This is a genomic window from Pseudoalteromonas sp. T1lg10, from assembly GCF_002964545.1.
Lineage (GTDB): Bacteria > Pseudomonadota > Gammaproteobacteria > Enterobacterales > Alteromonadaceae > Pseudoalteromonas.
The window spans coordinates 1-21,105 of record NZ_PQBV01000018.1 but is presented as its reverse complement, the minus strand read 5'-3'; the positions used below and the strand labels follow the sequence as shown (position 1 = coordinate 21,105).

The following is a 21,105-nucleotide window of genomic DNA, read 5'->3' as shown; positions in this document are numbered from 1 at the left end:
CGACTAAAACGCCGGCTTTTGCTTGGGAGAAAACTGCTATTTGCAAGCGGAAGCTTTACTCGCCGCTGGCATCAATATGCGCGCCAAAGAATAAGGCATTACTGAAAATACGGCTGCTGCCATACCAAAAGCCCCTGAATACCGGGTTGTCTGTCATGGCCACCACGGCACCACGGCCATAGCTATGGGCCAGGATGGCACCACCGTTGGCGATTTGTGCCAGGTTTTGCTCATGAGTAAAACCGGCAAGCAAAGGTTTTTCCGTATAGGTCGCCACATTCACAAAGGGCACGGACGCTTGCTCCAGCAAGAAGGTGCCGTTCTTAAATACCGGCAACTCGTCGCGGGTTAATGAGTAACTTAGCGGATGGCTCAAATCGACCTTGGTATTAAAAATCGCGCCAGCAATACGCTGCTTACCCGCCAGCATATCCCTGTCGCCATAAGTCAGGCCTTGGGTTGAAAAAGCCGCCGCCATGTCTTTACGGGACAAATAGCTGGCCTTTAATACCTGTTCATCGGCCAGGAATTGCGCCCCGCCCTTATGGCCCCAGACCACACCGCCATTACGTACCCAGGTGTGCAGCTCGGCTTTGAATGACTTTGCCAAGCTGGCATAACGGCCGTTGGCAAAAACGATATGGGTGTAGGTATTCAAATCGACCTTAGTTAGCTCGTCGGCCTCGATAATGCTCGGCGTTAAACCCACATGGCGGTCAAGGTAATACCAAAGCTCACCCACTTCATACTGGCTGCTTTGCTCACCGCCTACCAATAGCACCTTGGGTAACTTCACTGGTGCTAACTGGCGCGACCCCAGGTCGGCGCCACGACGGGTTAACCCTGAATCGATACCATGCACATCAATATCAAATTCGGCACTGACCTGGTTTAGTACCCTTAACCAGTCGTCGCGCTGCTGCAATCCTGCAGCAATCACGATTGAACCGGCGGCCAGCTCACGACTTTGGCCGTCGCTGCTGGCGGTAAATGGCGCCAGGGCGACACGCGCTTCTATGCCTTGCTGCAATAGCTTGGTTAGCAGTTTAGGGGCGTGATAATCGAACCACTCAAAGGCAAAGGCATAATGAGGCTGCAATACCTGTTGCGAGGCACTGCTGCTTGGTGACCAAGGCTGCGACGCCACATCTAAGCCGCGAACGCTATTTAGCTCTTTAAATTCCAGGTTAAAGGCATGGGCCAAGGTCCAGCCGGAAACATCATAAAAGGTATTATCGACAAAGTTCTGCTGCTCGCTAAAAATGGCCTTGATCAAGCGATATTGGCGCTGTGACAAGGGCACCAGATAACTGCTTTGGGCTGCAAACTGCTGCTTTTCCACGGTCGCATCTTCTTGCAGCGCATACGCCTTTATCTCATGTTGGGCCAGGATAGAGAGGAAATAACGCAACCGAGTTGAATCTTTTGGCGCACCGACCACATAACCCTTTATCTTGTCTTTATCGGCAAGTTGACTCGCCTGGGCAAAGAAATCTTGCTGATAATCGAGCAGCTGCTGGCGCTTTTCGACCACGGCATCAAAGGTCGAAAAGTTGGTTAGCAGCTGATTTTTAATGGTAAATGGAAACTCCAAACGGCCATTGATGGTGTCCTGCACATGGCCGCGACTGCTGCCCTGCTCAAACAAAATACCGACGCTGCCATTTACATCCGGGTAGGTCGAGCCCTTGCCCACATAAAAGTCATCGAACGCTTCCTCGGTAAAATACAGGCGATCATGGCTGTCGAGAATACGGGCGTGATGTTCGGCTATGGCCTTGGTCAGATCCACGTTTTCGTCAGGCGTCAGCGGGTTTTTACGACTGGGGATACCGGGCTGGAAGAAGAAGGTGCTGTTTGGCCCCATTTCATGAAAGTCGGTCAGCACATTGGGCTGCCAGCGCTGAAACTGGGCGATACGGGCTTGCGACTCAGGGTGCTGTAATAACAACCAGTCGCGGTTGAGATCGAACCAATAATGGTTACTGCGGCTGCTTGGCCAGTTTTCATTGTGCTCGCGGGTATTGGGATCGGCACTGGGCACCATGGCGCGGTTAGAGTTAGCCCAGTTGGCAAAACGTGCCAGCCCGTCCGGGTTTAACGAGGGGTCGAGCAGGATCACTGTTTCCTGCAACAGGCGTTCAACGCGCTGGTCCTGCGCCGCGGCCAGATAATAAGCCACTAACAGCGCGGCGTTACTGCCGGAAGGCTCATTACCATGGACGCTGTAACCCATGTACATAATCGCCGGAGCGGTTTTCGATGAGCCCTTGTCTTCGCCCGTCACTCGGGCCAGGTGAGCCTGACGCACCTGCTCAATATTGGCCAGTCGCTCGGGTGCGGCTATGGTCAGCATCACCAAAGGGCGCTGCTCATGGGTGTAGCCTATGGTTTGCATTTGCACACGATCGCTGTGCTCAGCCAGCTCACGCATATAATAAACCAGCTGGTCGTGACGCACATGCCACTGACCAACCTCATAACCCAGTACCGATGCCGGCGTGGGCACCTTAGGGTCAAATTGAACCTCGTCACCAAAATAGTAGCTGAGCGGTTGCGCGCTCAGGGATGAGGCAAAGGCAGTTAATAATAAAAGTAAAATTCGGCGCATTAGGATAACAGTGAGTTAAAAACCATATTCTCACGCTACCATTGGCTTAAAATTAAGCCAACTTTTTACGTTCAACACTGGCGACAACGCGATGAGCGGAGTATCATAGCCATTAACCGAGTAAAACAGTCAAGTATAGTGTTGTTACTATGATCACAATTTCAGAAACCGCGCAAAGTCACTTTGCAAAACTACTTTCAGAACAAGCAGATGGCACTAACATCCGAGTGTTCGTTGTTAATCCTGGTACCTCAGGGGCCGAATGTGGCGTGTCATACTGCCCGGCCGATGCGGTTGAAGAAGATGATATTCGTCTTAACTTCAACGGTTTTGATGCGGTAGTCGACAAGGAAAGTGCACCTTTTCTAGAAGCGGCGGAAATCGATTTCGTAACCGATAAAATGGGCACCCAACTGACCCTTAAAGCGCCTAATGCCAAGGCCCGTAAACTGTCGGACAATGCCACTTTGGAAGAGCAGGTTGAGCACATGCTGCAAACCGAGGTTAACCCTCAGTTGGCTAACCACGGCGGCCAGGTACAATTGGTTGAAATCACCGCCGAAGGCATTGCCGTGCTGCAGTTTGGCGGCGGCTGTAATGGTTGTTCCATGATCGATGTCACGCTAAAAGAAGGCATCGAGAAGGAAATGGTCGCTAAATTCAGCGAAATCACAGGCGTTCGTGATATCACCGAACACAGCCATGGCGACCACTCTTACTACTAAGTTTGCGACGCTGATTAGCGCTTGGGCGCCAAGCCCAAGCGCAACCTCAAACCCTTTCTTATCGGCCTCAGCATTTTTGCCAATCATTTCGTCTTGTTATTGCAGTAAGGCATCCGCCTTTAGCAATTGACGATAACGCACCGCCAGACTAATGCCACGCAGCGCCATAAAGGCGGTCATGGCTGCCCACAGGGCATGATTTCCCCAGCCTTGGGTTAACACAAAGACCCCGAAAAAGCCCACTAAGGCAGACAGCATCATGGTGTTGCGCATATCCTTGGCACGCATAAGACCGACAAAAATACCGTCGAATAAAAAACAACTCATAGCAATAAGCGGCATCAGCACCAGCCAGGGCAAATAGGCGATAGCCAGGCTGTTAACCTCGGGCACATCGGTGAGCAAGCGGATCACCTGCTCCCCAAAAACATAAAAGCCCACGGCATAAAGCACCGCAAATACAGCACCCCACTGTAAGCTAATACTTACCCACATTCTAATACGATGCACGGATTGCGCCCCACGCGCCTGCCCCACCTTGGCCTCGGCGGCATAGGCAATGCCATCCATGGCAAAGCTGATCAACAGCAGAAAGTTCAGTAGTACCGCATTGGCGGCCAGCACCACATCCCCTAAGCGGGCACCGTAAAAGGTCATAAAGCTAAAGCACAGCTGCAGCATTAAAGAGCGCAGGAAAATATCGCCATTGAGGCGCAGCAGGGCACCCAGTTGCAGCAATCGGGCGCCGAAAGACCAACACCAGTGCAACTCCAGCCGGGAAAACAAACCCGATACCAACCACAGGGCAAAGGCCAAAGCGCAATAATCGGCGATCACCGAGGCCAGGGCCGCGCCCTTAACGCCCCAGCCAAAGCCGACTACAAAGAGAATATCCAAAGCGATATTGATGACATTGGTGAGCAGCACCAGTAAAAATGGACCACGCCCGTATTGCACGCCAAGCATCCAGCCCAGCAGCACCAGATTCGCCAACGCCGCCGGGGCGCTATAAATACGAATATAAAAATAATTAAAGGCCTGCTCCATGGTTGGCTGCGAAGCATCGGCAAGCAGCGCCATCAGCGACCCCAAAGGTTTTTGTAACAGCAACAAGAGCAGCGCCACCGCCAGCGCCAGCATTAAGCTTTTTTGCAGCGCCTGCACCAGCTCTTGCTTGTCTTCGGCGCCAAAGGCGGCGGCGATAAGCCCGGTAGTGCTCATACGTAGAAAGCCGGCGAGCCAAAACAAGATGGAAATAACCGTTGCACCCAGAGCAATACCTGCTAAATAATGGGCGCTGCCGAGGTGGCCGATAACCGCGGTATCAACCAGGCCTAGCAAAGGCACCGTGATATTAGATAGAATCATGGGCCCGGCAAGCAGCAATAAGCTTTTATGGTGAGTGTTGTTATGTATAGAAAATTGTCCCATTTATTCTTCTCTTTATGCGCCCTGTTTGGCGCCTCTGCCCAGGCAGCGGTTATTTTACAGTATCATCACGTCAGTAAAACCCTGCCCAAGGTAACCAGTGTCGAAGCCGACACCTTTCGCGCCCATTTACAGTATTTGCAGCAGCATGAATTTAAGGTAGTTGCCCTGGATACCCTGCTAAGCGGTCTGCAACAAGGGCAAACCTTTGACGATAAAACCCTGGCTATCACCTTTGATGACGGCTATGACAATAATATCGAGCAGGCCGCCCCTATACTGGCGGAATTTGGCTACCCCTACACCATCTTTGTTAATCCGGCTTTGATCGACGAACAAAAAGGCTATGTGATGACCTGGGCACAACTCAAGGAGCTCAGCAAACAGGGTGCCCTGATTGCCAACCACAGCAGCCGTCATGATTATCTCCATCATCGCCTTGAAGGAGAAAGCGAAGAGCAATGGCGCAACCGCATTAAAGCCGACCTCACCAGTGCCGAAAAACGCATCGAAGAGGAAATTGGCTACAGCCTGAAATACCTGGCCTACCCTTATGGCGAGTTCGATAAGGCACTGCAGCAGGTGGTGAAAGAGTTAGGTTATATAGGCATAGGTCAGCACTCGGGTGCCCTGGGCCCGGGCAATGATTTTACCCGCCTGCCGCGCTTCCCTGCTTCTGGTTTTTATGCCGACCTGGAAACCCTGGCGACCAAGCTGGAGTCCTTGCCCTTTGCCCTGGCCAAGCTCGACTATAGCGACACTGTAACCGCCGAACCGCGTCCCAAGGTCACCCTGGAATTTGCCGAAAAGGGCTTTCATAACAATCAGTTTGCTTGCTATGTCTCCGGCCAGGGTCAAGCAGAGATCAAGTGGATCGACGGCAATCACGTGACCGTGCAGGCCAAACAGGATTTAAAACCCGGCCGCGCCCGCTATAACTGCACCGCCCCGTCGCTGCACAAATCGGGGCGTTATTTGTGGTTCTCCCAACCCTGGGTGATCACCCAGGGTAATAATCAATAATCGCCTTTAGCTCGCGTACCATGACCTCGGTATTGATGGTCGGTACCGAGCCGGCAACAAATTCTGGCTTAAAGATGGCGCGGATCTTCCCATGCGGGTCCACCAGCACCACGGAAGCACTGTGATCCACCAGGTAGTCGCCTTCCTGCTGCTCGCTAATGGCGTACATCAGCCCGAGGTTTTGCACAAAGGGATAGAGGTCCTGATGCGGGGCCGAAACCGCCTTGTACTGAGGGTTAAAGTAGGTGATATATTGGCGACGTTTCGCCGCCGTATCCCGCTGAGGGTCCACAGATACAAACCACACATTCAGGTTATGATCTTTTACTTGCGTCTCGACCTGACGCAATTTCGCCAGCGTCATGGGGCACACATCCGGGCAGCTGGTATAGCCTAAAAACAGCAGATCCCACTGCCCTTGTAAATCGGCCACACCAACTCGCTCGCCATGCTGATCTTCCAGACTAAAGGCATTTATCACCCGTGGCTGCTCATACACCAAGGCCTCCACCTGCAATTCCGGCTTGCTACAACCCAGAGTCAAGGTTGTAAGCGCCCCAATCAGCCACCACTTAAGCGACATAAAATACCCACTTATCAATAAATAATGCGACAAAGAGTAACATTAAATGCAGGATAGAGAACTTAAAAACACGCATTGCCGATTGATGCTGAGGCTCGCGCTTTAAGCGCCAGGCATAGGCGATAAACATCAGGTTAAGCGCCGATGCCGCCAGCAGATAGAAGAGCCCGGACATGCCGATCAGATAGGGCAACACACAGACCAGAGCCAAGAGCACGGTATAACCGAGCACGCAGGTTTTACAAAAATCGATACCATGGGTGACCGGCAGCATGGGAATATTGGCGCGGCGGTAATCCGCTTCACGGGCAATGGCCAGAGCCCAAAAGTGCGGCGGCGTCCAGGCAAAAATAATCATCACCAAAAGCCAAGGCGCGGCGGCCAGCTGCCCGGTTTCACTCACCCAGCCCAATAACGGCGGCATGGCGCCGGCCAAACCACCAATGACGATATTTTGCGGCGTTGCCCGCTTAAGAAACAGGGTATAAACCACCGCATAGCCCACCAGCGCCAGCAGGGTTAACAAGGCGGTCAGCCAGTTGGCAGCGCCGACTAGGGCAACAAAGCCAATGCCACCGAGCAGCGCGGCAAAGGCAAAGCCCCGTCCTTCACTGACCTTACCCTGGGCCACCGGGCGATGGCGGGTACGCGCCATCTTGGAGTCTATTTCGCGGTCGACAATATGGTTGATCACCGCCGCCGCCGCCGATAGCAGGCCAATGCCGATCAGGCTGATCAGCTGCAGCACCCAGGAGCGCCCCATATCCGGCGCCAGGGCCAGGCCAACCCAGGCGGTCAGTACCAGCATCAGTACCACCTTGCCCTTGCACATGGCCAGATAATCGCGCCAGCTTGCACAGTGCGACAGAGAGGGGGTTAAGGTTATTGCTTTACTCATAATTATTCTCCTTCGCGCCTAACATTTTCGTTTTTGTAAATAGCACAACCGCACCAGGGTCAGCAGCAACAGCAGGGCCATCAGGTTATGCGCCAGCGCCATCAACAAGGGGATCTGCAAATAGATCAGGGCAATTCCCAGGGTGAGTTGGGTCGCCAGGGCGGCACCGACCGCTAAGGCCGCGTTTTTAATGGTGCGCGAATAGGCAGCTTTATATACCCGCCACATGGCCGCACCGACAATCAAGAGTGTCATCAGGGCGCCAAAGCGGTGCAGCAGGTGAATGGACATGCGCGACTCGTAGGAGAGCACCCCATACTCGTAATTGGCGTGCTCCATAGGCAAGTGGAACACCTCGGCCAGGGAAAAGGCCTCACTGCCTTCACACAGGGGAAAACCAACACAATGGGCGGCGGCATAATTGGCCGCCAGCCAGCCCCCTAAGGCAATCTGCACCACTACCATACTCAAGGCTGCCATGCTCCAACCCTGCAAGCTCTTGGCACCTGGGTCGCCACCGGGCACGGGGCGACTGTGGTTGCGCAAATACAAGAGCCATAACAGGCTGGCAATGGAGAAACCACCGAGCAGGTGGCCCATCACCACCAGAGGCTGCAGGTTCATGGTCACCGTCCACATACCCAACATGGCCTGGAAGATCACCAAGAGCACAAGCACCATGGGCAAACGCACTGGCATACGGACCTGCTTGCCATAACGCCACGCATACAGGGCAATGGCGAGGATCAACAGCCCCAGGGTGCCTGCAAAGTAACGATGCACCATTTCCTTCAACGCCTTACCCTGATCCACCTCCATACCGGGAAAGTTTTCCTCCACCGCGGCGATTTCATGGGCCTTATCGGGCACGGTTAAAAAGCCATAACAGCCGGGCCAGTCGGGGCAACCCAGACCGGCATCGCTCAATCGCGTATAGGCCCCCAGGCCCACCACCAACACGGCCAATAAAGCCGTAGTTAACACCAGAAATTTATAGTTTTTTGTCATACTGGCCTCTTTAACTGCTACGCGCATAATTAAGTAGTTTTTTTAAGTCCTTCAACAATCCCTTGTGTACCAAGCGATTGGCGTCGGCTTGTGGAGCAAAGTCATACTCCAGCACCACCAAACCATGGTGGTCGATTAAATACAGACTGCCGGCATTCAGCTGCGCCGGAGCCCTGTTAATATGAATACTGGGCATGTCTTGCGCCTTGGGTGCTGCTTCGCCCAAGACGGCAATGCGCACCTTGTCTTTATTTTTACCCAGAGCCACATAGAGCGACTGCAGGTCCTGCCATTGCTGCGCACAGCCCTGACAGGGCTCGGTATTAACCAGGGCTATGGTCCAGGGCGATGGCGGGTATTGCTGCCAATCACTCAGTTCTACCTGCTCGCTCATCAGCCGCCCTTGATTACTCTTATGGCCGGGCAGCCAGCCGGAATACAAAACCGCCACAGCGGCAACAATGGGCAGCAAAAAGCAGCCGATAAATAACATAAGGGGTTTAGGTAGCTGCATGCGTTCTCCTTGCTCGCCAATAGGCACTTAAAGCAATCACCAAGGCCGCCAGGGCAATTAAAAACCACTGCCAGGCGTAGGCCTTGTGCTTGTCTGCGGACATGGTGACCGGCTGGTAATGGGGGATGGCGCCTATGCCATCAATGGCATCTTGGGCATAGACCATAAAGGGATATATGGGTTTGCGGGTTTGCTCGCTCATCTGGGTGATAGCGATCTCTTGAATACGTTTGGGCCAGCCTTGCGGGGCCTGAGTTTCGCTCAGGGTAAACTGCGCCAGTGGGCCTTCTTTGACCAACGCCTGAGTCAGGGTGATCCCTGATGGCAAGGTTATAGTGGGCAGTTCATTGCGCTTGCTGGGTGCCGGCACAAAGCCGAGATTGACCAACAGCCAGTGACTGGCGCCAGGCGCCAAGGCCAGCACCAGCAAATCATAGCCGACCCGGCCCTGATACACCTGATTGTCCAGCAGCCAGTAATCGCTCTGCAACTGAGCATCAAAGCGCACCTGCAAACCGGTGGCATCTTCGCTTTCGATATAGCGCAGCGCCTTGGTCAAAGGCATAACGCCCTGAGCCGACCAGGAATCCAGCAGCTGTTGTCTTTGCTGTTTTTGTTCTGCCCGTTCAAGTTGCCAAAAACCCAAGCGAGTACAAACAGTTACCGCGAGGATAACCAGCCCTATCCATAAAATTGCGCTAAGCTTAGCTGTAAACACTCAACCACCAACCTCGGAGTATCCGTATCTTGCTTATTAAAATTATAATTATTGCGCTCTTGCTGACCGTCATTTACACCCTTTTCCGCGCCTTACTGGCGATGATAAAAGCCGATAACAAGGTGCCTATGTCGCGCTATTTGGGCAAACGCGTTGCCCTGTGCATCCTGGTACTTATTATTATTTTGCTGGCGCAGCAGTTTGGTCTGCTGCGCTTTAATCAATCACCGATCACAACACATACACAAATACAAACAGGCACAGCCACACCACATCTACAAAGTGCCAGTACCAGGCCGCCGCTTGAAAGGCGAAATGCTTTTCGCTGCTAAAGTGGCCCTTTAACACCCGGATCCAGACCACAATAAGCATTATGGTGCCCAGGGTTACGTGCAGGCCGTGAAAGCCGGTAAGCAAGAAGAAGGTATTGCCGTAAATGCCGGAATCCAGCTTCAGTCCTAAATCCTGATAGGCATGCACATATTCATAGGCTTGCAGGCCCAAGAAACAGATACCAAGAACTATGGTCAACAGCAGGAAGAGGGTCAGTGGCGTGCGCTTATCTTTTTCTATGGCGGTGTGAGCAAACTGCAAGGTTACCGACGACACCAAGAGGATAATGGTGTTGATAAGCGGCAGCCCCTGCCAGCCCATGGCCTGGGTGCTGGTGCCATCCGGAGTGCTTTCCAGCGGCCATGCAGATGTGAATTCCGGCCATAACACTTCGCCCGTCATCACATTATTGCCATCACCACCGAGCCAGGGCACCGCCAACATACGGGCGTAGAACAAGGCGCCGAAGAAGGCGGCAAAAAACATCACCTCGGAGAAAATAAACCAGCTCATGCCCTGTCTAAAGGAGCGATCCATCTGCATCGAGTAGAGACCGCCATGGGACTCGCTGATGACATTACGAAACCAGCCCACCAGCATGTACAGCAACACGGCAATACCGGCAAATAACAGGTAATGGCCATGGCTGCTTTCCTGCTCCATTTGCATCACGGTTAAACCGGCACCGGCGGCAATAAAGAACAAGGCCACTGCACCGACTATAGGCCAGGGACTTTGCGCCGGCACATAGTACTTTTGATACTCTTCACTCATATTCATGCCTCATTTGGGTTATCGCGCCGCCGCCACTAACGACTCGCTATGCTTGGCGCTGATATCAAAAAGCGTATATGACAGCGTTAGCTCCTCGTATTCGGGGGGCAACGCCGGATCGACATAAAATCTTAATTGATATTCTTGTTGTTCGTTGGCCTGCAAGGTTTGCTGGTCAAAGCAAAAGCACGCCAGTTTATGTAGGTATTTTGCCGCTAACCCAGGAGAGACAGACGGAATGGCCTGCATCACCCGGGCTTGATCGCTGGTATTGACCGCCGCAAAGGTCACTAGGTTCATCTCGCCAGGCTTAACCACCACAGACTGCTGCTTAGCGCTGACCTTAAAGGGCGCACCGCTTTGGGCATGAGTGGTAAAGCTCACGGTCACCTCACGACTGTTATCCACTCGCTCGCTTTGTTGCGCCTGCTCCATGGAGGGTTTGCCGTTAAGGCCGGTGACATCGCAGAACACGTCGTACAAGGGCACCAGCGCAAAGGCAAAGGCGAACATCGCCAGGGTGCCTAATAAGAGCTTTCTTAACAGCGGCATATGGTTCATTTATTTCACCTCGGGCGGCGTTTCAAAGGTGTGATAAGGCGCCGGTGAAGCCACCTGCCACTCTAAGCCCTCGGCTCCGTCCCACACCTTGGCCGGGGCCTTTTCGCCAGCCTTGATGCACTTAAACACCACGGCCACAAACAGCAGCTGCGATAGACCGAAGGCAAAGCCGCCGATACTGATAATGGCGTTAAAGTCGGCAAACTGCAGCGCATAGTCTGGGATACGACGGGGCATGCCAGCCAAGCCAACAAAGTGCATGGGGAAGAAGAGCACGTTGACGCTGATCAGCGACATCCAGAAGTGCCACTTCGCCAGCCTAGTGTTGTACATATGCCCGGTCCATTTCGGCAGCCAGTAATAGGCCGCGGCCATAATGGAGAACACCGCACCGGTAACCAGCACATAGTGAAAGTGCGCCACCACAAAGTAGGTATCATGGTATTGGAAATCCACCGGCGTAATCGCCAGCATCAGGCCGGAGAAACCGCCCAGGGTAAAGAGCACGATAAAGGCGATGGCAAACATCATGGGCGCTTCAAAACTGATGGAGCCGCGCCACATGGTCGCCACCCAGTTGAACACCTTGACCCCGGTGGGCACGGATATCAGCATGGTGGAGTACATAAAGAACAGCTCACCGGCCAGCGGCATGCCGGTAGTAAACATATGGTGCGCCCAGACCACGAAGGACAACAAGGCAATGGACGCAGTGGCATACACCATTGAGGAGTAGCCAAAGAGTTTTTTACGCGAGAAGGTGGGCACTATGGTGGAGATAATACCAAATGCCGGCAAGATCATGATGTACACCTCGGGGTGACCGAAGAACCAGAAAATATGCTGGAACATCACGGGATCGCCACCACCGGCGGCATTAAAGAAGTCGGTGCCAAAGTATTTATCCGTCAGTACCATGGTCACCGCCCCGGCCAGCACAGGCATTACCGCAATCAGCAGGAAGGCGGTGATCAGCCAGGTCCATACGAACAGCGGCAGCTTCATCCACTTCATGCCCGGCGCTCTCAGGTTGACGATAGTCACTATGACGTTAATGGCACCCATAATGGAGCTGATACCCATAATATGGATGGCAAACACAAACAGCGCGGTATTGTCGTTGCTGTAGGTGGTCGACAGCGGCGCGTAGAAGGTCCAACCAAACGCCGGGCCGCCCCCATCCATAAACAGCGACATCAGCAAGATCGCAAAGGCGAAGGGCAGGATCCAGAAGCTCCAGTTGTTCATGCGCGGCAAGGCCATATCCGGCGCCCCGATCATCATGGGGATCATCCAGTTGGCTAGGCCGGTAAAGGCCGGCATCACCGCACCGAAGACCATGATCAAGCCATGCACCGTGGTCATCTGGTTAAAAAAGTGCGGGTCGACTAATTGTAATCCCGGCTGAAACAGCTCGGCGCGGATCACCATGGCCATGGCGCCGCCGGTTAAAAACATCAGCAGCGAAAACAGCAGGTATAGCGTGCCTATGTCTTTATGGTTAGTGGTAAAGAGCCAGCGTTTAATGCCAGTCGCAGGCCCGTGATGTTCGTGTGTTGCAGCTGCTGTACTCATTGTTCTTCCCCATCAATAAAGGCCTGGATCGCACTTGGTTGCACCGTATCGCCGGTGTCATTACCAAAGGCATTACGCTGGTAAGTAACAACGGACGCGAGCTCTTTAATAGTGAGCTGGCTAACAAACGCCTGCATGGCGGTGCCAGGTTTACCGTGTACCACGATATCGATGTGGTCTTTGATTTCGCCGGTCGCGATTGGGCTGCCCTTGATTGCCGGGAATACTCCGGGAACGCCGAGACCAGTCGGTTGGTGACAGGCTACGCAGCGGGTCATATAGATCTTCTCACCAGTGCTCATGAGCTCGTCATGAGACAAGGTTTGGTCGAGTAAGGCAGCATCGGCATCGGCCTGGTCCAACATCGCTTGTTTTTGCGCCGCCAGCCAGATATCAAACTCCTCAGGGGATTTCGCTTCAACCACCACGGGCATAAAGCCGTGGTCCTGACCACACAGCTCAGCACATTGGCCGCGATAGATACCCGCTTCGTTAACCTTGGTCCAGGCCTCGTTGATAAAGCCTGGGTTGGCGTCTTTTTTCACCGCAAAGTCCGGCACCCACCAGGAGTGAATAACATCGTCCGAGGTCATCAGAAAACGCACTTTTTTACCGGTTGGGATCACCAGCGGCTTATCCACTTCCAGCAGGTAGTTTTCGCCTTTATTCTCGGCATTTTGAATTTGCTCCTGAGGGGTGGCCAGCAGCGAATAAAAGCCCAGATCATGGCCCATGTATTCGTAATGCCACTTCCACTGCGAGCCGGTCACCTTAATGGTGATGTCCGCCTTGCTGGTGTCTTCCATGGCGATCAAGGTCTTGGTCGCCGGCACCGCCATGCCGATAAGGATAAGAAAGGGAATAGCGGTCCAAAGAATTTCGACCTTAGTGCTTTCATGGAAGGTGGCGGCGGTAACGCCCTTGGATTTACGGTGCCTGAGCAAGGCCCAAAACATGACCGAGAATACGATCACCCCAATCACACAGCAGATGATAAATATCGTCATATGCAATTGGTAAACATTCTCGCTGATATCCGTCACCCCGGGGCGCAAGTTGTACTTGCTGTTGGCCAAGGCCAGATGGGGAGCAAACAAACACAGCAACATGAGGGAGCAAAGCTGCTTCATGTACCATCTCCTTAACTACGCGCAACGCAAAAAGGGAAGAGGCAATTACTGCTAGCCAATCTTCGTTATTATTATGCTTGGACTGGCCGATTCAATTTTCTGCAAACAAAGTGCGCAAAAAGCAACCAGCAAAGCCTGTAATATAACCAATTAGTCAAGATTTTAACGAATAGCAAGAAATGAAGCGTTTTTGTTTTTCTTTTTTAAATAAATATTTGGGGGATATTCAAACTGTTAGCGCGTAAGGAAAGAAAGGAGAAAAGCGCCGTAAAACCCCCAATAAACGGCGTATCGGGGGCAAAAATACCGAATAAAACCTACATCCAGTCGGCGTTTCGAATTACACCAACCGCTAAGCCCTCAATATCAAAGGATTCATGTTCTAAATCGACTTCGATGGGAGCAAATTCTTCGTTTTCCGCATGCAGGAAAACCTTGCGACCGGCCTTTTCCAGGCGCTTCACGGTTACGTCGTCACCCACTCGGGCTACCACCACCTGACCGTTTTCGGCCACTTGCGCACGGTGTACCGCCAGCAGATCGCCATCAAGAATGCCGATATCCTTCATACTCATGCCGTTAACCCGTAGCAGATAATCCGCCGCCGGTTTAAACAACATGGGGTCGATTTGGCAGTGGCTCTCGATATGCTCCTGCGCCAAAATGGGCTCACCGGCGGCAACCCGACCGATTAACGGCAGGCCTAATTGCTCCGGCTCTTCTTCCTCAACCAGCTGAATACCGCGGCTGGCACCGGGTTTCATTCTGATCACCCCTTTTTTGGCCAGCGCCTTAAGGTGCTCCTCGGCGGCATTGGCACTGCGAAAACCTAATGTTTGTGCAATTTCGGCGCGCGTCGGCGGCATGCCGGTATCTTTAATAAAGACTTTGATCAGCTCTAAAATTTGCGATTGGCGATTAGTTAAAGGGCGCATACAACTGGTTTTCCATACAGTACATTTAACTGTGAGTATATACAGTTGTCAGAAAATCGCAAATATATTCAATGATTTTGCTGCTGCCACAGTCAGGAGTTATTTCTAAGCTGTATCAGCGACTGCGCAAATACTTAAAAAAGCGCCTACAGTTATAGGTAGCCGATTTCGCATCGAAGCATTTTAAATGAAAGAAGGAACCCAATATGCTCTGTATCAGCCTAGATAATGAACATGATATTGGCGTATTTACCCCCCATGGCGAGTTGTCTGCCGCCGACTTTATAGCCGCCGTACGTATTATAGATCCCTATATAGAGCGTCATGGTGGACTCAAGGGGCTGATGATAGCCACCCGTCACTTTCCCGGCTGGGATTCGTTTGCAGCCTTGTCGGCGCACCTGCGCTTTGCCCGCGACCACCACAAGAGAATCAGCAGGATAGCCGTAGTTACCGACTCTCCCCTGGCCATGCTCGGCGAGCATTTAACGGCGCATTTTATCAGTGCCGAAATCAGAGCCTTTCAATATGACCAGATGGAGCAAGCACGTAACTGGGTGAGTGAGGCCGATTAAAAACTGCTGTTGGGCGTTTCTAAAAATGCTATTTCCTCTGGTGTCGACCGACGCCCGAGTATAGCGTTGCGATGCGGGTAGCGACCAAAGCGGTCGATGATCGCCTTATGGGTCAGCTCATAGGAATAACTCTCCAAAGGCCGAAACAGGTGCTCGGCAAGCATATGAATGACGGCACTTTCGCTGTGCATATAAGGCATGTATAAAAAGCCACGCTCCTGCTCATTGAGCAGCAGGTCGTAGCCCTTTTCTACCGCATGCTGAGCCAGGCATAAGGCCTGAGCATCCTGGGCAAAGGCGCTGGCGGTATCGCGATAGATATTACGGGAGAATTGATCGAGCACGATAATTTCACTCAGGGCACCGTGGGCACTGCTACGCCAATGATAGAGCTCCCCCCGACTGGCGGCGCGGTGAGTCTTGGCAAACAGCTCGGTAACCCTGGCATCGAAGGTCGCACTCTTTTTAAACCAGTCCTCGCTGTTGCACTGGTTAAACCAAAAATCATACACGGATTGAAAGTCCATAGACCCTCCTTCAACATTCACACCCAGGTCGTTACTGACAGTCTAGTCAAATCCGGCCCTCAGGTGATAGCTAGGCCGCCGAAGATATCGCCGCCCTGTTCCTCTGTTTGCGCTCGCTAACCATCGTAAAAGGCTTGCAGAAGCCCAGGCAAGTGCAGCACTATGTGGACGAACTTGCCAAGCGATGTAAGATAACCCCATTTATAAAATGTTGCCGTATAAGGAATCTGTATGAGTGTTCAGAATCACGAAAACGATTTGCCGGTCGCCGAAAAGCCAGACTCGAGTGTAAGCGAAAACACCCAAAGTATTTGGGCTCAGGAAATCGATTTTGAGCTGTGTCGTAAGCTCGACTTGGGCGTCGGCGCCAAGGGCACGCTTATGACCAAACTCGGCATTGAAATCAGCGAAATCGGCCCGGATTACCTGGTGGCCACCATGCCGATCGACAACGAGCTCTACAACCCCATCGGCATAGTCCACGGCGGCGCATACGTAGTATTGGCCGAAACCGTCGCCAGCTACGCCGCCAACTTCGCCGTCGACATCAATAAATATTATTGCGTCGGCCAGGAGATCAACGCCAACCACCTCAAAGCCTCACGCACCGGCACACTCAAAGCCGTAACCAAACCCGTGCACCTGGGAGGCCGCTCATCGGTATGGGAGATTAAGATCTACAACAGCGCCGGGGACTTGTGTTGTATTTCAAGGATGACGGCGGCTGTGGTGGAGAAGCGGTCAAAGGGGTGAGAGCCGCCCGAAAATAGCGAAAACGTGGAGCTATTTTAGGCTCGAACGCGAGACAACGGATGTCGATAACTTCGTTACGAGCCGACACAGTGCTTCAGGGACGAATTGCTTGCATTCTGTTAGCTAGGGTTTTCAATTTTAGATCTTGTCGGGTCGCCGACTACGACTTAGAGGAAATGCTTGTCCATTTCCTCTAAGAACTCCTAGGACACCCCCACATTTGCCTGTTGCTTGCGCGTGCTGTGGCGGCCAACGCACACAGCGAAACTCAACGTCGTGTCTCGATTCGCTTAACTCGGCGTCCAGCCTCGTTGTGCTACCCGCCCCACCATACTCAGCGCAAATGTAAGGGGGCTCAGCATGGCGGTGAGATTTGCGTAAATTATTTAACTATTGCCACATTGGCAGTTGTTGCCAATGTTCTGGAAAACCCATAGGGGCTGTGTCAATATCATGATTATCTATCAACGCTTTTAACCTGCTCTTCCAACTATGTTCAGGGCTAATTTTATCCAACAAAAAGGCTAGCATTACCAGTGTGTTGTATAACTCGCGGGGACTATGAGCGTTGAGGCTCTGTATTAGGTAATCAGGGCCATTATGTGGCAATTTCATGCGAAAGGTGAAATCTCGGTTCCATAGCCGAGCATGATGGGCACAGATATTTCCCGCAGTGGTTAGATGGTGAAGGAACGAAGCAAGCACAGCTTCATTAAGATCATAAACCTGCGCAATGTCCATACGTATACGGCGGCGCTTAAGATTGCCGTAACAACGCGATAACCACCCAAAGCTCATAACTTCACTGATAATCCAGATAGCAGGTGTGGCTTCTTGGTATTTTTGGGCCTGCTTCTTAATATTCCTGTCGGAAGTTCGATTTATTTCACTGAGCAAGTTATCCAAGAAGGAGTCATGAGCGAAATCCTTCGCATTAAACAGTTCTTTGTTTAGATGCGCGTGTGACCCACCCTCTTTGGCCACGTGATAGGCCCACTGAGTACGTAGCGATACTTCAACCCTTTCTATTGCATCAAGCAAAAGCAGCCTTAATTCCCGATCAAATACATACAGATTCAGAACGCTTTCAAAGCTGGTATCGGATTTAAATTGGTGAGTGTTGTGGTCACCAATAAAAGACCACCAATAAGTACCTAAACGGTAGTAATTAATATGGCGAAGGTAGGCAAGTGCCCGAGGGCGATCGGTAACACGCATACCTCGCTCTATAAGACGGTCTAGTTGCTGCTCGAAAGATAAAGGTGGCTTATCAAATTCCATTTGCGTCACACCAAAAAATTAACCCCTCACAGGGCGCTGTTCTTATGGGTAGCGGGAGGGGTGTTGTTACCGATAATTATACAGTGTGTATCGCCTTTTGCAATTTGAGTTGAGTGCATCGCGTATCAGCACGCTCAAAGCCGTGACCTAACTCGCACACCTAGGCAAGCGCTCATCGGTGTGGGAGATTAAGATTTATAATAGCGCCGGCGATTTGTGTTGTATTTCAAGGATGACCGCAGCTGTGGTTGAGAAGAGGTCAAAAGGCACCGGCCTTTAATGCGGGATTGTTTACCTGTAGGTCAGACTTCAGTCTGACAATAAATAGGCGAGGCTTTAGCCTTGCGAAAGGCGCTTTGATTTTAGATCTTGTCGCGGTGGCGACAACACCCAAAGGGAGAGTGATTCGACTCCCCCTTTGGAAACCCCGCGAACCCGTGATTCGCTAATGCTTCCGAACTCGGGTTTTTGTTAAGCGTTTCGTTTAGCTTTCGACACGGTTTAACGAGGTGTCCTACCTCGGTAAACCTAGCTCAATATCCCTATCTCGCTGTCTCTAGCACACTCCACAACAAAAGCCGATTTCTACAGCGCGAATCAAAACGGGGGATCGATACCTGTTAGTTGTGAGGTGTCCGAGAAGGTGCTAAGTGCCAAAAGCGGACTATAGTAACGCCCTACTAATGGACGCAAAATGCTTGGCTAAAATTAGCGAAGAAGAAGCACAAGCCAAGCATTTTGCGTCCTTTTCAGTAGCTTGTTAGCTTGCTCGATGAATATTACACCGTAACTACTTCTGCTATATCTTCCAAAGAACCAATCTCTACAAAAAAGGCTTTAAGAGGCTCGGAGATTGGACGTTTAGGTCTTAGAATACACCTATGTTCTTTCTGGTAGGCATATGCTAAATGTTTATAAAATTCCTGATTTGGGTCGGTTGGTAAATCATTATAAGGGTCATAGTAATGAACATCTCTTTCAAGAAATTCCCAATCAGGGTAACTTATTAATATTTCATTCTTTAATCGTTCAATAAACCTCTTTTTTATTTTTAATAATCAAAACTGAGTCTGCTTCAAAATCAGTTGGCATTCGTCTATTAATTTCTTTACAAGTGCAAAATAAGTAATAGTCATTCACCGTAAACTTAATGGGTACTACGCCATTTTTGATGTCGATTTTTTGCCCTTGAAATTCAAAACTTGAATTTCCTTTCAGAATATCATTGATAGCTTTAAGTCTATAATTTCGTGCAGTTTCTAGATCTTTCACCGCTCGAATATGACTTCCTTTTGCATAATATGAAGCTGGAGAAATCCTGAATCGTCCATATTTATACATGTCATCTATGAATTCTTTTTGAGAAAATTTCAACAACCAACTATCTTCTGTTTTTTCAAATCCTTTGAACATTTCGACACCTAAAGGAGTGCCATTTTCAAAATACGCTTGAATTTGCTCTTTCCCTTCCCCCATTGAGCCTCTATGCAATATTCCTCTGGTGTTTGTTTCTTCGATAACCTCAGTAAACAGCCGCGCAAGCCTAGCATCATCTTCCATCATTGGGCTGAAGTCTATTTTACCGTCATGATTAATATCTAAGCTATTGGTAAACAAATCGGAAAATCGTTCGAGTATATCCTTATCATCTTCAAGTAAAAGGTATGGTTGCTTGTAGTAAGCTAATCTCCACCAGTCATGTCTAGCCAGTGAACCTTGATTTTGCAATCGTTTTGACTCTAATTCAATTACACGCTGCTGCCACCAATCAAAAGTGCCTTTTTGTCTATCGTTTAAATGCACAAACTCTCCTTGTGACGGCATTGCAAGCTAACATGTTTATAGCGAGCTAATCGCGCGTTTTTCTACCGAAACATTGCTCGCTTTTATGATTGGTCTATTTGTACCAAACAATGTAAGTTGCTGCCACTTTTAGGATTCATTCACTATAAGAATATTGTGTATGGGATAAAAACGAGCGCTTCGGTCGTTTTCCCGAATATGTACGCAATTTGCGTCATAAACGGTTTATTCGAAAATTATCAACGGCCACTAAGCTCTAATCAAATTTACAGTTTAAGTTAACCTAAATTGAAGCGCAGGTGTCGCAGCCTAAGCTAAGCGTTTAGCAAAAACCTGAGTTCGTAAGCATTGGCGAATTACGGGTTCCTGGAGTTTCCAAAGAGCTCGAAACAAAATAAAAGTGCCTCATTACACCGATGTCTCTGCCCAATTCCCCGTGCATTTGCGCTGAGCATGATGGTGCTGATAGTACAACGAGGCATGGATGCCGAGTTAAGCGAATCGAGACAGGACGTCGAGTTTCGCAGGGTGCGTTAACAGCACCAACACGCGCAAGCAATAGCAAATGCTTCGGGGTACGGGGGGATTCCAAAGGGGGAATCGTATCATTCTCCCTTTGGTTGCCGTCGCCAACGCGACAAGAACTCACTGTGCAAAGCTGTGGGGAGTTTTAATTGAAAAGGTTAGTGAGAGTTCACATAAACACGCTTAAAAAGCTGTGTGGGGAGATACAGGGATTGTCAGGCTGAAGCCTGACCTACAATTCACGGCCGTGAAGCTGGTCTTCTCAACTTTCAGGCACAAAAAAGGCCGCTAAAAGCGGCCTTTTTTCTCGAGAGTAACTATTACTCTACGATTGATGCTACAACACCAGCACCAACTGTACGACCACCTTCACGGATCGCGAAACGTAGACCTTCGTCCATCGCGATTGGGCAGATTAGTTCAACAGTCATCTTGATGTTGTCACCAGGCATTACCATTTCTACGCCGTCTGGTAGTTGGATGTCACCAGTTACGTCAGTTGTACGGAAGTAGAACTGTGGACGGTAGCCTTTGAAGAATGGCGTGTGACGGCCACCTTCGTCTTTAGATAGTACGTATACTTCTGCTTCGAACTTAGTGTGCGGGTTGATTGAACCAGGAGCTGCTAGTACTTGACCACGCTCAACTTCGTCACGCTTAGTACCACGTAGAAGGGCACCGATGTTCTCACCAGCACGACCTTCGTCTAGAAGCTTACGGAACATCTCAACACCTGTACAAGTTGTCTTCGTAGTTTCTTTGATACCTACGATTTCAACTTCGTCGTTCACGTTGATGATACCGGCTTCAACACGACCAGTTACA

General features: G+C 51.0%; 21 protein-coding genes. 5 read left to right on the top strand and 16 right to left on the bottom strand.

The genetic code is table 11. The features are described 5' to 3' along the window. Positions 1 to 55 precede the first annotated feature (55 nt). On the bottom strand, positions 56 to 2,611 hold the full coding sequence (locus tag C2M17_RS06245) for a M14 metallopeptidase family protein (RefSeq protein ID WP_105199990.1): 2,556 nt from the start codon (positions 2,609 to 2,611) through the stop codon (positions 56 to 58). Positions 2,612 to 2,760: 149 nt separating this feature from the next. On the opposite strand from C2M17_RS06245, the gene nfuA reads away from it, so the two are divergent. Further along, the gene (gene nfuA / locus C2M17_RS06240) at positions 2,761 to 3,336 is read left to right on the top strand and encodes a Fe-S biogenesis protein NfuA (protein WP_105199989.1); all 576 of its coding nucleotides are present in this window, start codon (positions 2,761 to 2,763) and stop codon (positions 3,334 to 3,336) included. A 96-nt stretch (positions 3,337 to 3,432) separates the two neighbouring features. Here nfuA and dinF read toward each other — a convergent pair whose 3' ends face one another. Beyond that, complete coding sequence (dinF, locus tag C2M17_RS06235; RefSeq protein ID WP_105199988.1) at positions 3,433 to 4,767, bottom strand: MATE family efflux transporter DinF; 1,335 nt, start codon at positions 4,765 to 4,767, stop codon at positions 3,433 to 3,435. Here dinF and C2M17_RS06230 point away from each other — a divergent pair. Further along, positions 4,747 to 5,787 carry a polysaccharide deacetylase family protein gene (locus C2M17_RS06230; protein ID WP_199776000.1) on the top strand — a complete coding sequence of 347 codons (1,041 nt, stop codon included), beginning with the start codon at positions 4,747 to 4,749 and terminating at the stop codon, positions 5,785 to 5,787. The genes dinF and C2M17_RS06230 overlap by 21 nt on opposite strands. Here C2M17_RS06230 and C2M17_RS06225 read toward each other — a convergent pair. The 5 genes from C2M17_RS06225 to C2M17_RS06205 are packed head-to-tail and all read right to left on the bottom strand — an operon-like array spanning position 5,765 to position 9,508. After that, complete coding sequence (locus C2M17_RS06225) at positions 5,765 to 6,370, bottom strand: SCO family protein (protein ID WP_105199987.1); 606 nt, start codon at positions 6,368 to 6,370, stop codon at positions 5,765 to 5,767. The genes C2M17_RS06230 and C2M17_RS06225 overlap by 23 nt on opposite strands. Then, complete coding sequence (gene cyoE, locus C2M17_RS06220) at positions 6,360 to 7,268, bottom strand: heme o synthase (RefSeq protein WP_105199986.1); 909 nt, start codon at positions 7,266 to 7,268, stop codon at positions 6,360 to 6,362. Before cyoE ends, C2M17_RS06225 begins: the two co-directional genes overlap by 11 nt. An 18-nt stretch (positions 7,269 to 7,286) precedes the next feature. After that, on the bottom strand, positions 7,287 to 8,276 hold the full coding sequence (locus tag C2M17_RS06215; protein ID WP_105200288.1) for a COX15/CtaA family protein: 990 nt from the start codon (positions 8,274 to 8,276) through the stop codon (positions 7,287 to 7,289). A 10-nt stretch (positions 8,277 to 8,286) separates the two neighbouring features. After that, entirely contained in the window at positions 8,287 to 8,790 is a 504-nt protein-coding gene (locus C2M17_RS06210; RefSeq protein ID WP_105199985.1) for a transmembrane cytochrome oxidase associated protein, read from the bottom strand. Beyond that, positions 8,777 to 9,508 (bottom strand): SURF1 family protein, encoded by a 732-nt coding sequence (locus C2M17_RS06205; RefSeq protein ID WP_105199984.1) that lies wholly within the window; start codon positions 9,506 to 9,508, stop codon positions 8,777 to 8,779. The genes C2M17_RS06210 and C2M17_RS06205 overlap by 14 nt, the downstream gene beginning before the upstream one ends. A gap of 29 nt (positions 9,509 to 9,537) precedes the next feature. Here C2M17_RS06205 and C2M17_RS06200 point away from each other — a divergent pair, with 29 nt between their 5' ends. Beyond that, complete coding sequence (locus C2M17_RS06200) at positions 9,538 to 9,840, top strand: DUF2909 family protein (RefSeq protein ID WP_267894377.1); 303 nt, start codon at positions 9,538 to 9,540, stop codon at positions 9,838 to 9,840. Here the strand turns inward: C2M17_RS06200 and C2M17_RS06195 are convergent. From C2M17_RS06195 to lexA, 5 genes are all read right to left on the bottom strand, one after another. Then, positions 9,740 to 10,615 (bottom strand): cytochrome c oxidase subunit 3, encoded by an 876-nt coding sequence (locus tag C2M17_RS06195; RefSeq protein ID WP_105199982.1) that lies wholly within the window; start codon positions 10,613 to 10,615, stop codon positions 9,740 to 9,742. The two genes, C2M17_RS06200 and C2M17_RS06195, sit on opposite strands and share 101 nt — an antisense overlap. 18 nt (positions 10,616 to 10,633) lie before the next feature. Next, complete coding sequence (locus C2M17_RS06190) at positions 10,634 to 11,176, bottom strand: cytochrome c oxidase assembly protein (RefSeq protein ID WP_105199981.1); 543 nt, start codon at positions 11,174 to 11,176, stop codon at positions 10,634 to 10,636. Further along, positions 11,177 to 12,751 (bottom strand): cytochrome c oxidase subunit I, encoded by a 1,575-nt coding sequence (ctaD, locus tag C2M17_RS06185; RefSeq protein ID WP_105199980.1) that lies wholly within the window; start codon positions 12,749 to 12,751, stop codon positions 11,177 to 11,179. Next, positions 12,748 to 13,881 carry a cytochrome c oxidase subunit II gene (gene coxB, locus C2M17_RS06180; protein ID WP_105199979.1) on the bottom strand — a complete coding sequence of 378 codons (1,134 nt, stop codon included), beginning with the start codon at positions 13,879 to 13,881 and terminating at the stop codon, positions 12,748 to 12,750. Before coxB ends, ctaD begins: the two co-directional genes overlap by 4 nt. A gap of 317 nt (positions 13,882 to 14,198) precedes the next feature. Beyond that, positions 14,199 to 14,816, bottom strand: a complete 618-nt coding sequence (gene lexA / locus C2M17_RS06175; RefSeq protein WP_105199978.1) for a transcriptional repressor LexA — start codon at positions 14,814 to 14,816, stop codon at positions 14,199 to 14,201. A gap of 206 nt (positions 14,817 to 15,022) precedes the next feature. On the opposite strand from lexA, the gene C2M17_RS06170 reads away from it, so the two are divergent. Further along, the gene (locus C2M17_RS06170) at positions 15,023 to 15,391 is read left to right on the top strand and encodes an STAS/SEC14 domain-containing protein (protein ID WP_105199977.1); all 369 of its coding nucleotides are present in this window, start codon (positions 15,023 to 15,025) and stop codon (positions 15,389 to 15,391) included. Here the strand turns inward: C2M17_RS06170 and C2M17_RS06165 are convergent. After that, positions 15,388 to 15,918, bottom strand: a complete 531-nt coding sequence (locus C2M17_RS06165; RefSeq protein ID WP_105199976.1) for a DUF924 family protein — start codon at positions 15,916 to 15,918, stop codon at positions 15,388 to 15,390. The genes C2M17_RS06170 and C2M17_RS06165 overlap by 4 nt on opposite strands. A gap of 231 nt (positions 15,919 to 16,149) precedes the next feature. Between C2M17_RS06165 and C2M17_RS06155 the strand changes: the two genes are divergently transcribed. Next, entirely contained in the window at positions 16,150 to 16,671 is a 522-nt protein-coding gene (locus C2M17_RS06155; protein WP_105199974.1) for a PaaI family thioesterase, read from the top strand. 390 nt (positions 16,672 to 17,061) lie between these two features. On the opposite strand, the gene C2M17_RS06150 is transcribed toward C2M17_RS06155, so the two are convergent. From C2M17_RS06150 to C2M17_RS06140, 3 genes are all read right to left on the bottom strand, one after another. Continuing rightward, on the bottom strand, positions 17,062 to 17,952 hold the full coding sequence (locus C2M17_RS06150; RefSeq protein WP_105199973.1) for an Abi family protein: 891 nt from the start codon (positions 17,950 to 17,952) through the stop codon (positions 17,062 to 17,064). 1,029 nt (positions 17,953 to 18,981) lie between these two features. Beyond that, complete coding sequence (locus C2M17_RS06145) at positions 18,982 to 19,755, bottom strand: hypothetical protein (RefSeq protein WP_105199972.1); 774 nt, start codon at positions 19,753 to 19,755, stop codon at positions 18,982 to 18,984. An 845-nt stretch (positions 19,756 to 20,600) separates the two neighbouring features. Continuing rightward, positions 20,601 to 21,105, bottom strand: a 505-nt coding sequence (locus tag C2M17_RS06140) for an EF-Tu/IF-2/RF-3 family GTPase (RefSeq protein ID WP_267894409.1), incomplete at its 5' end; no start/stop codon positions are given.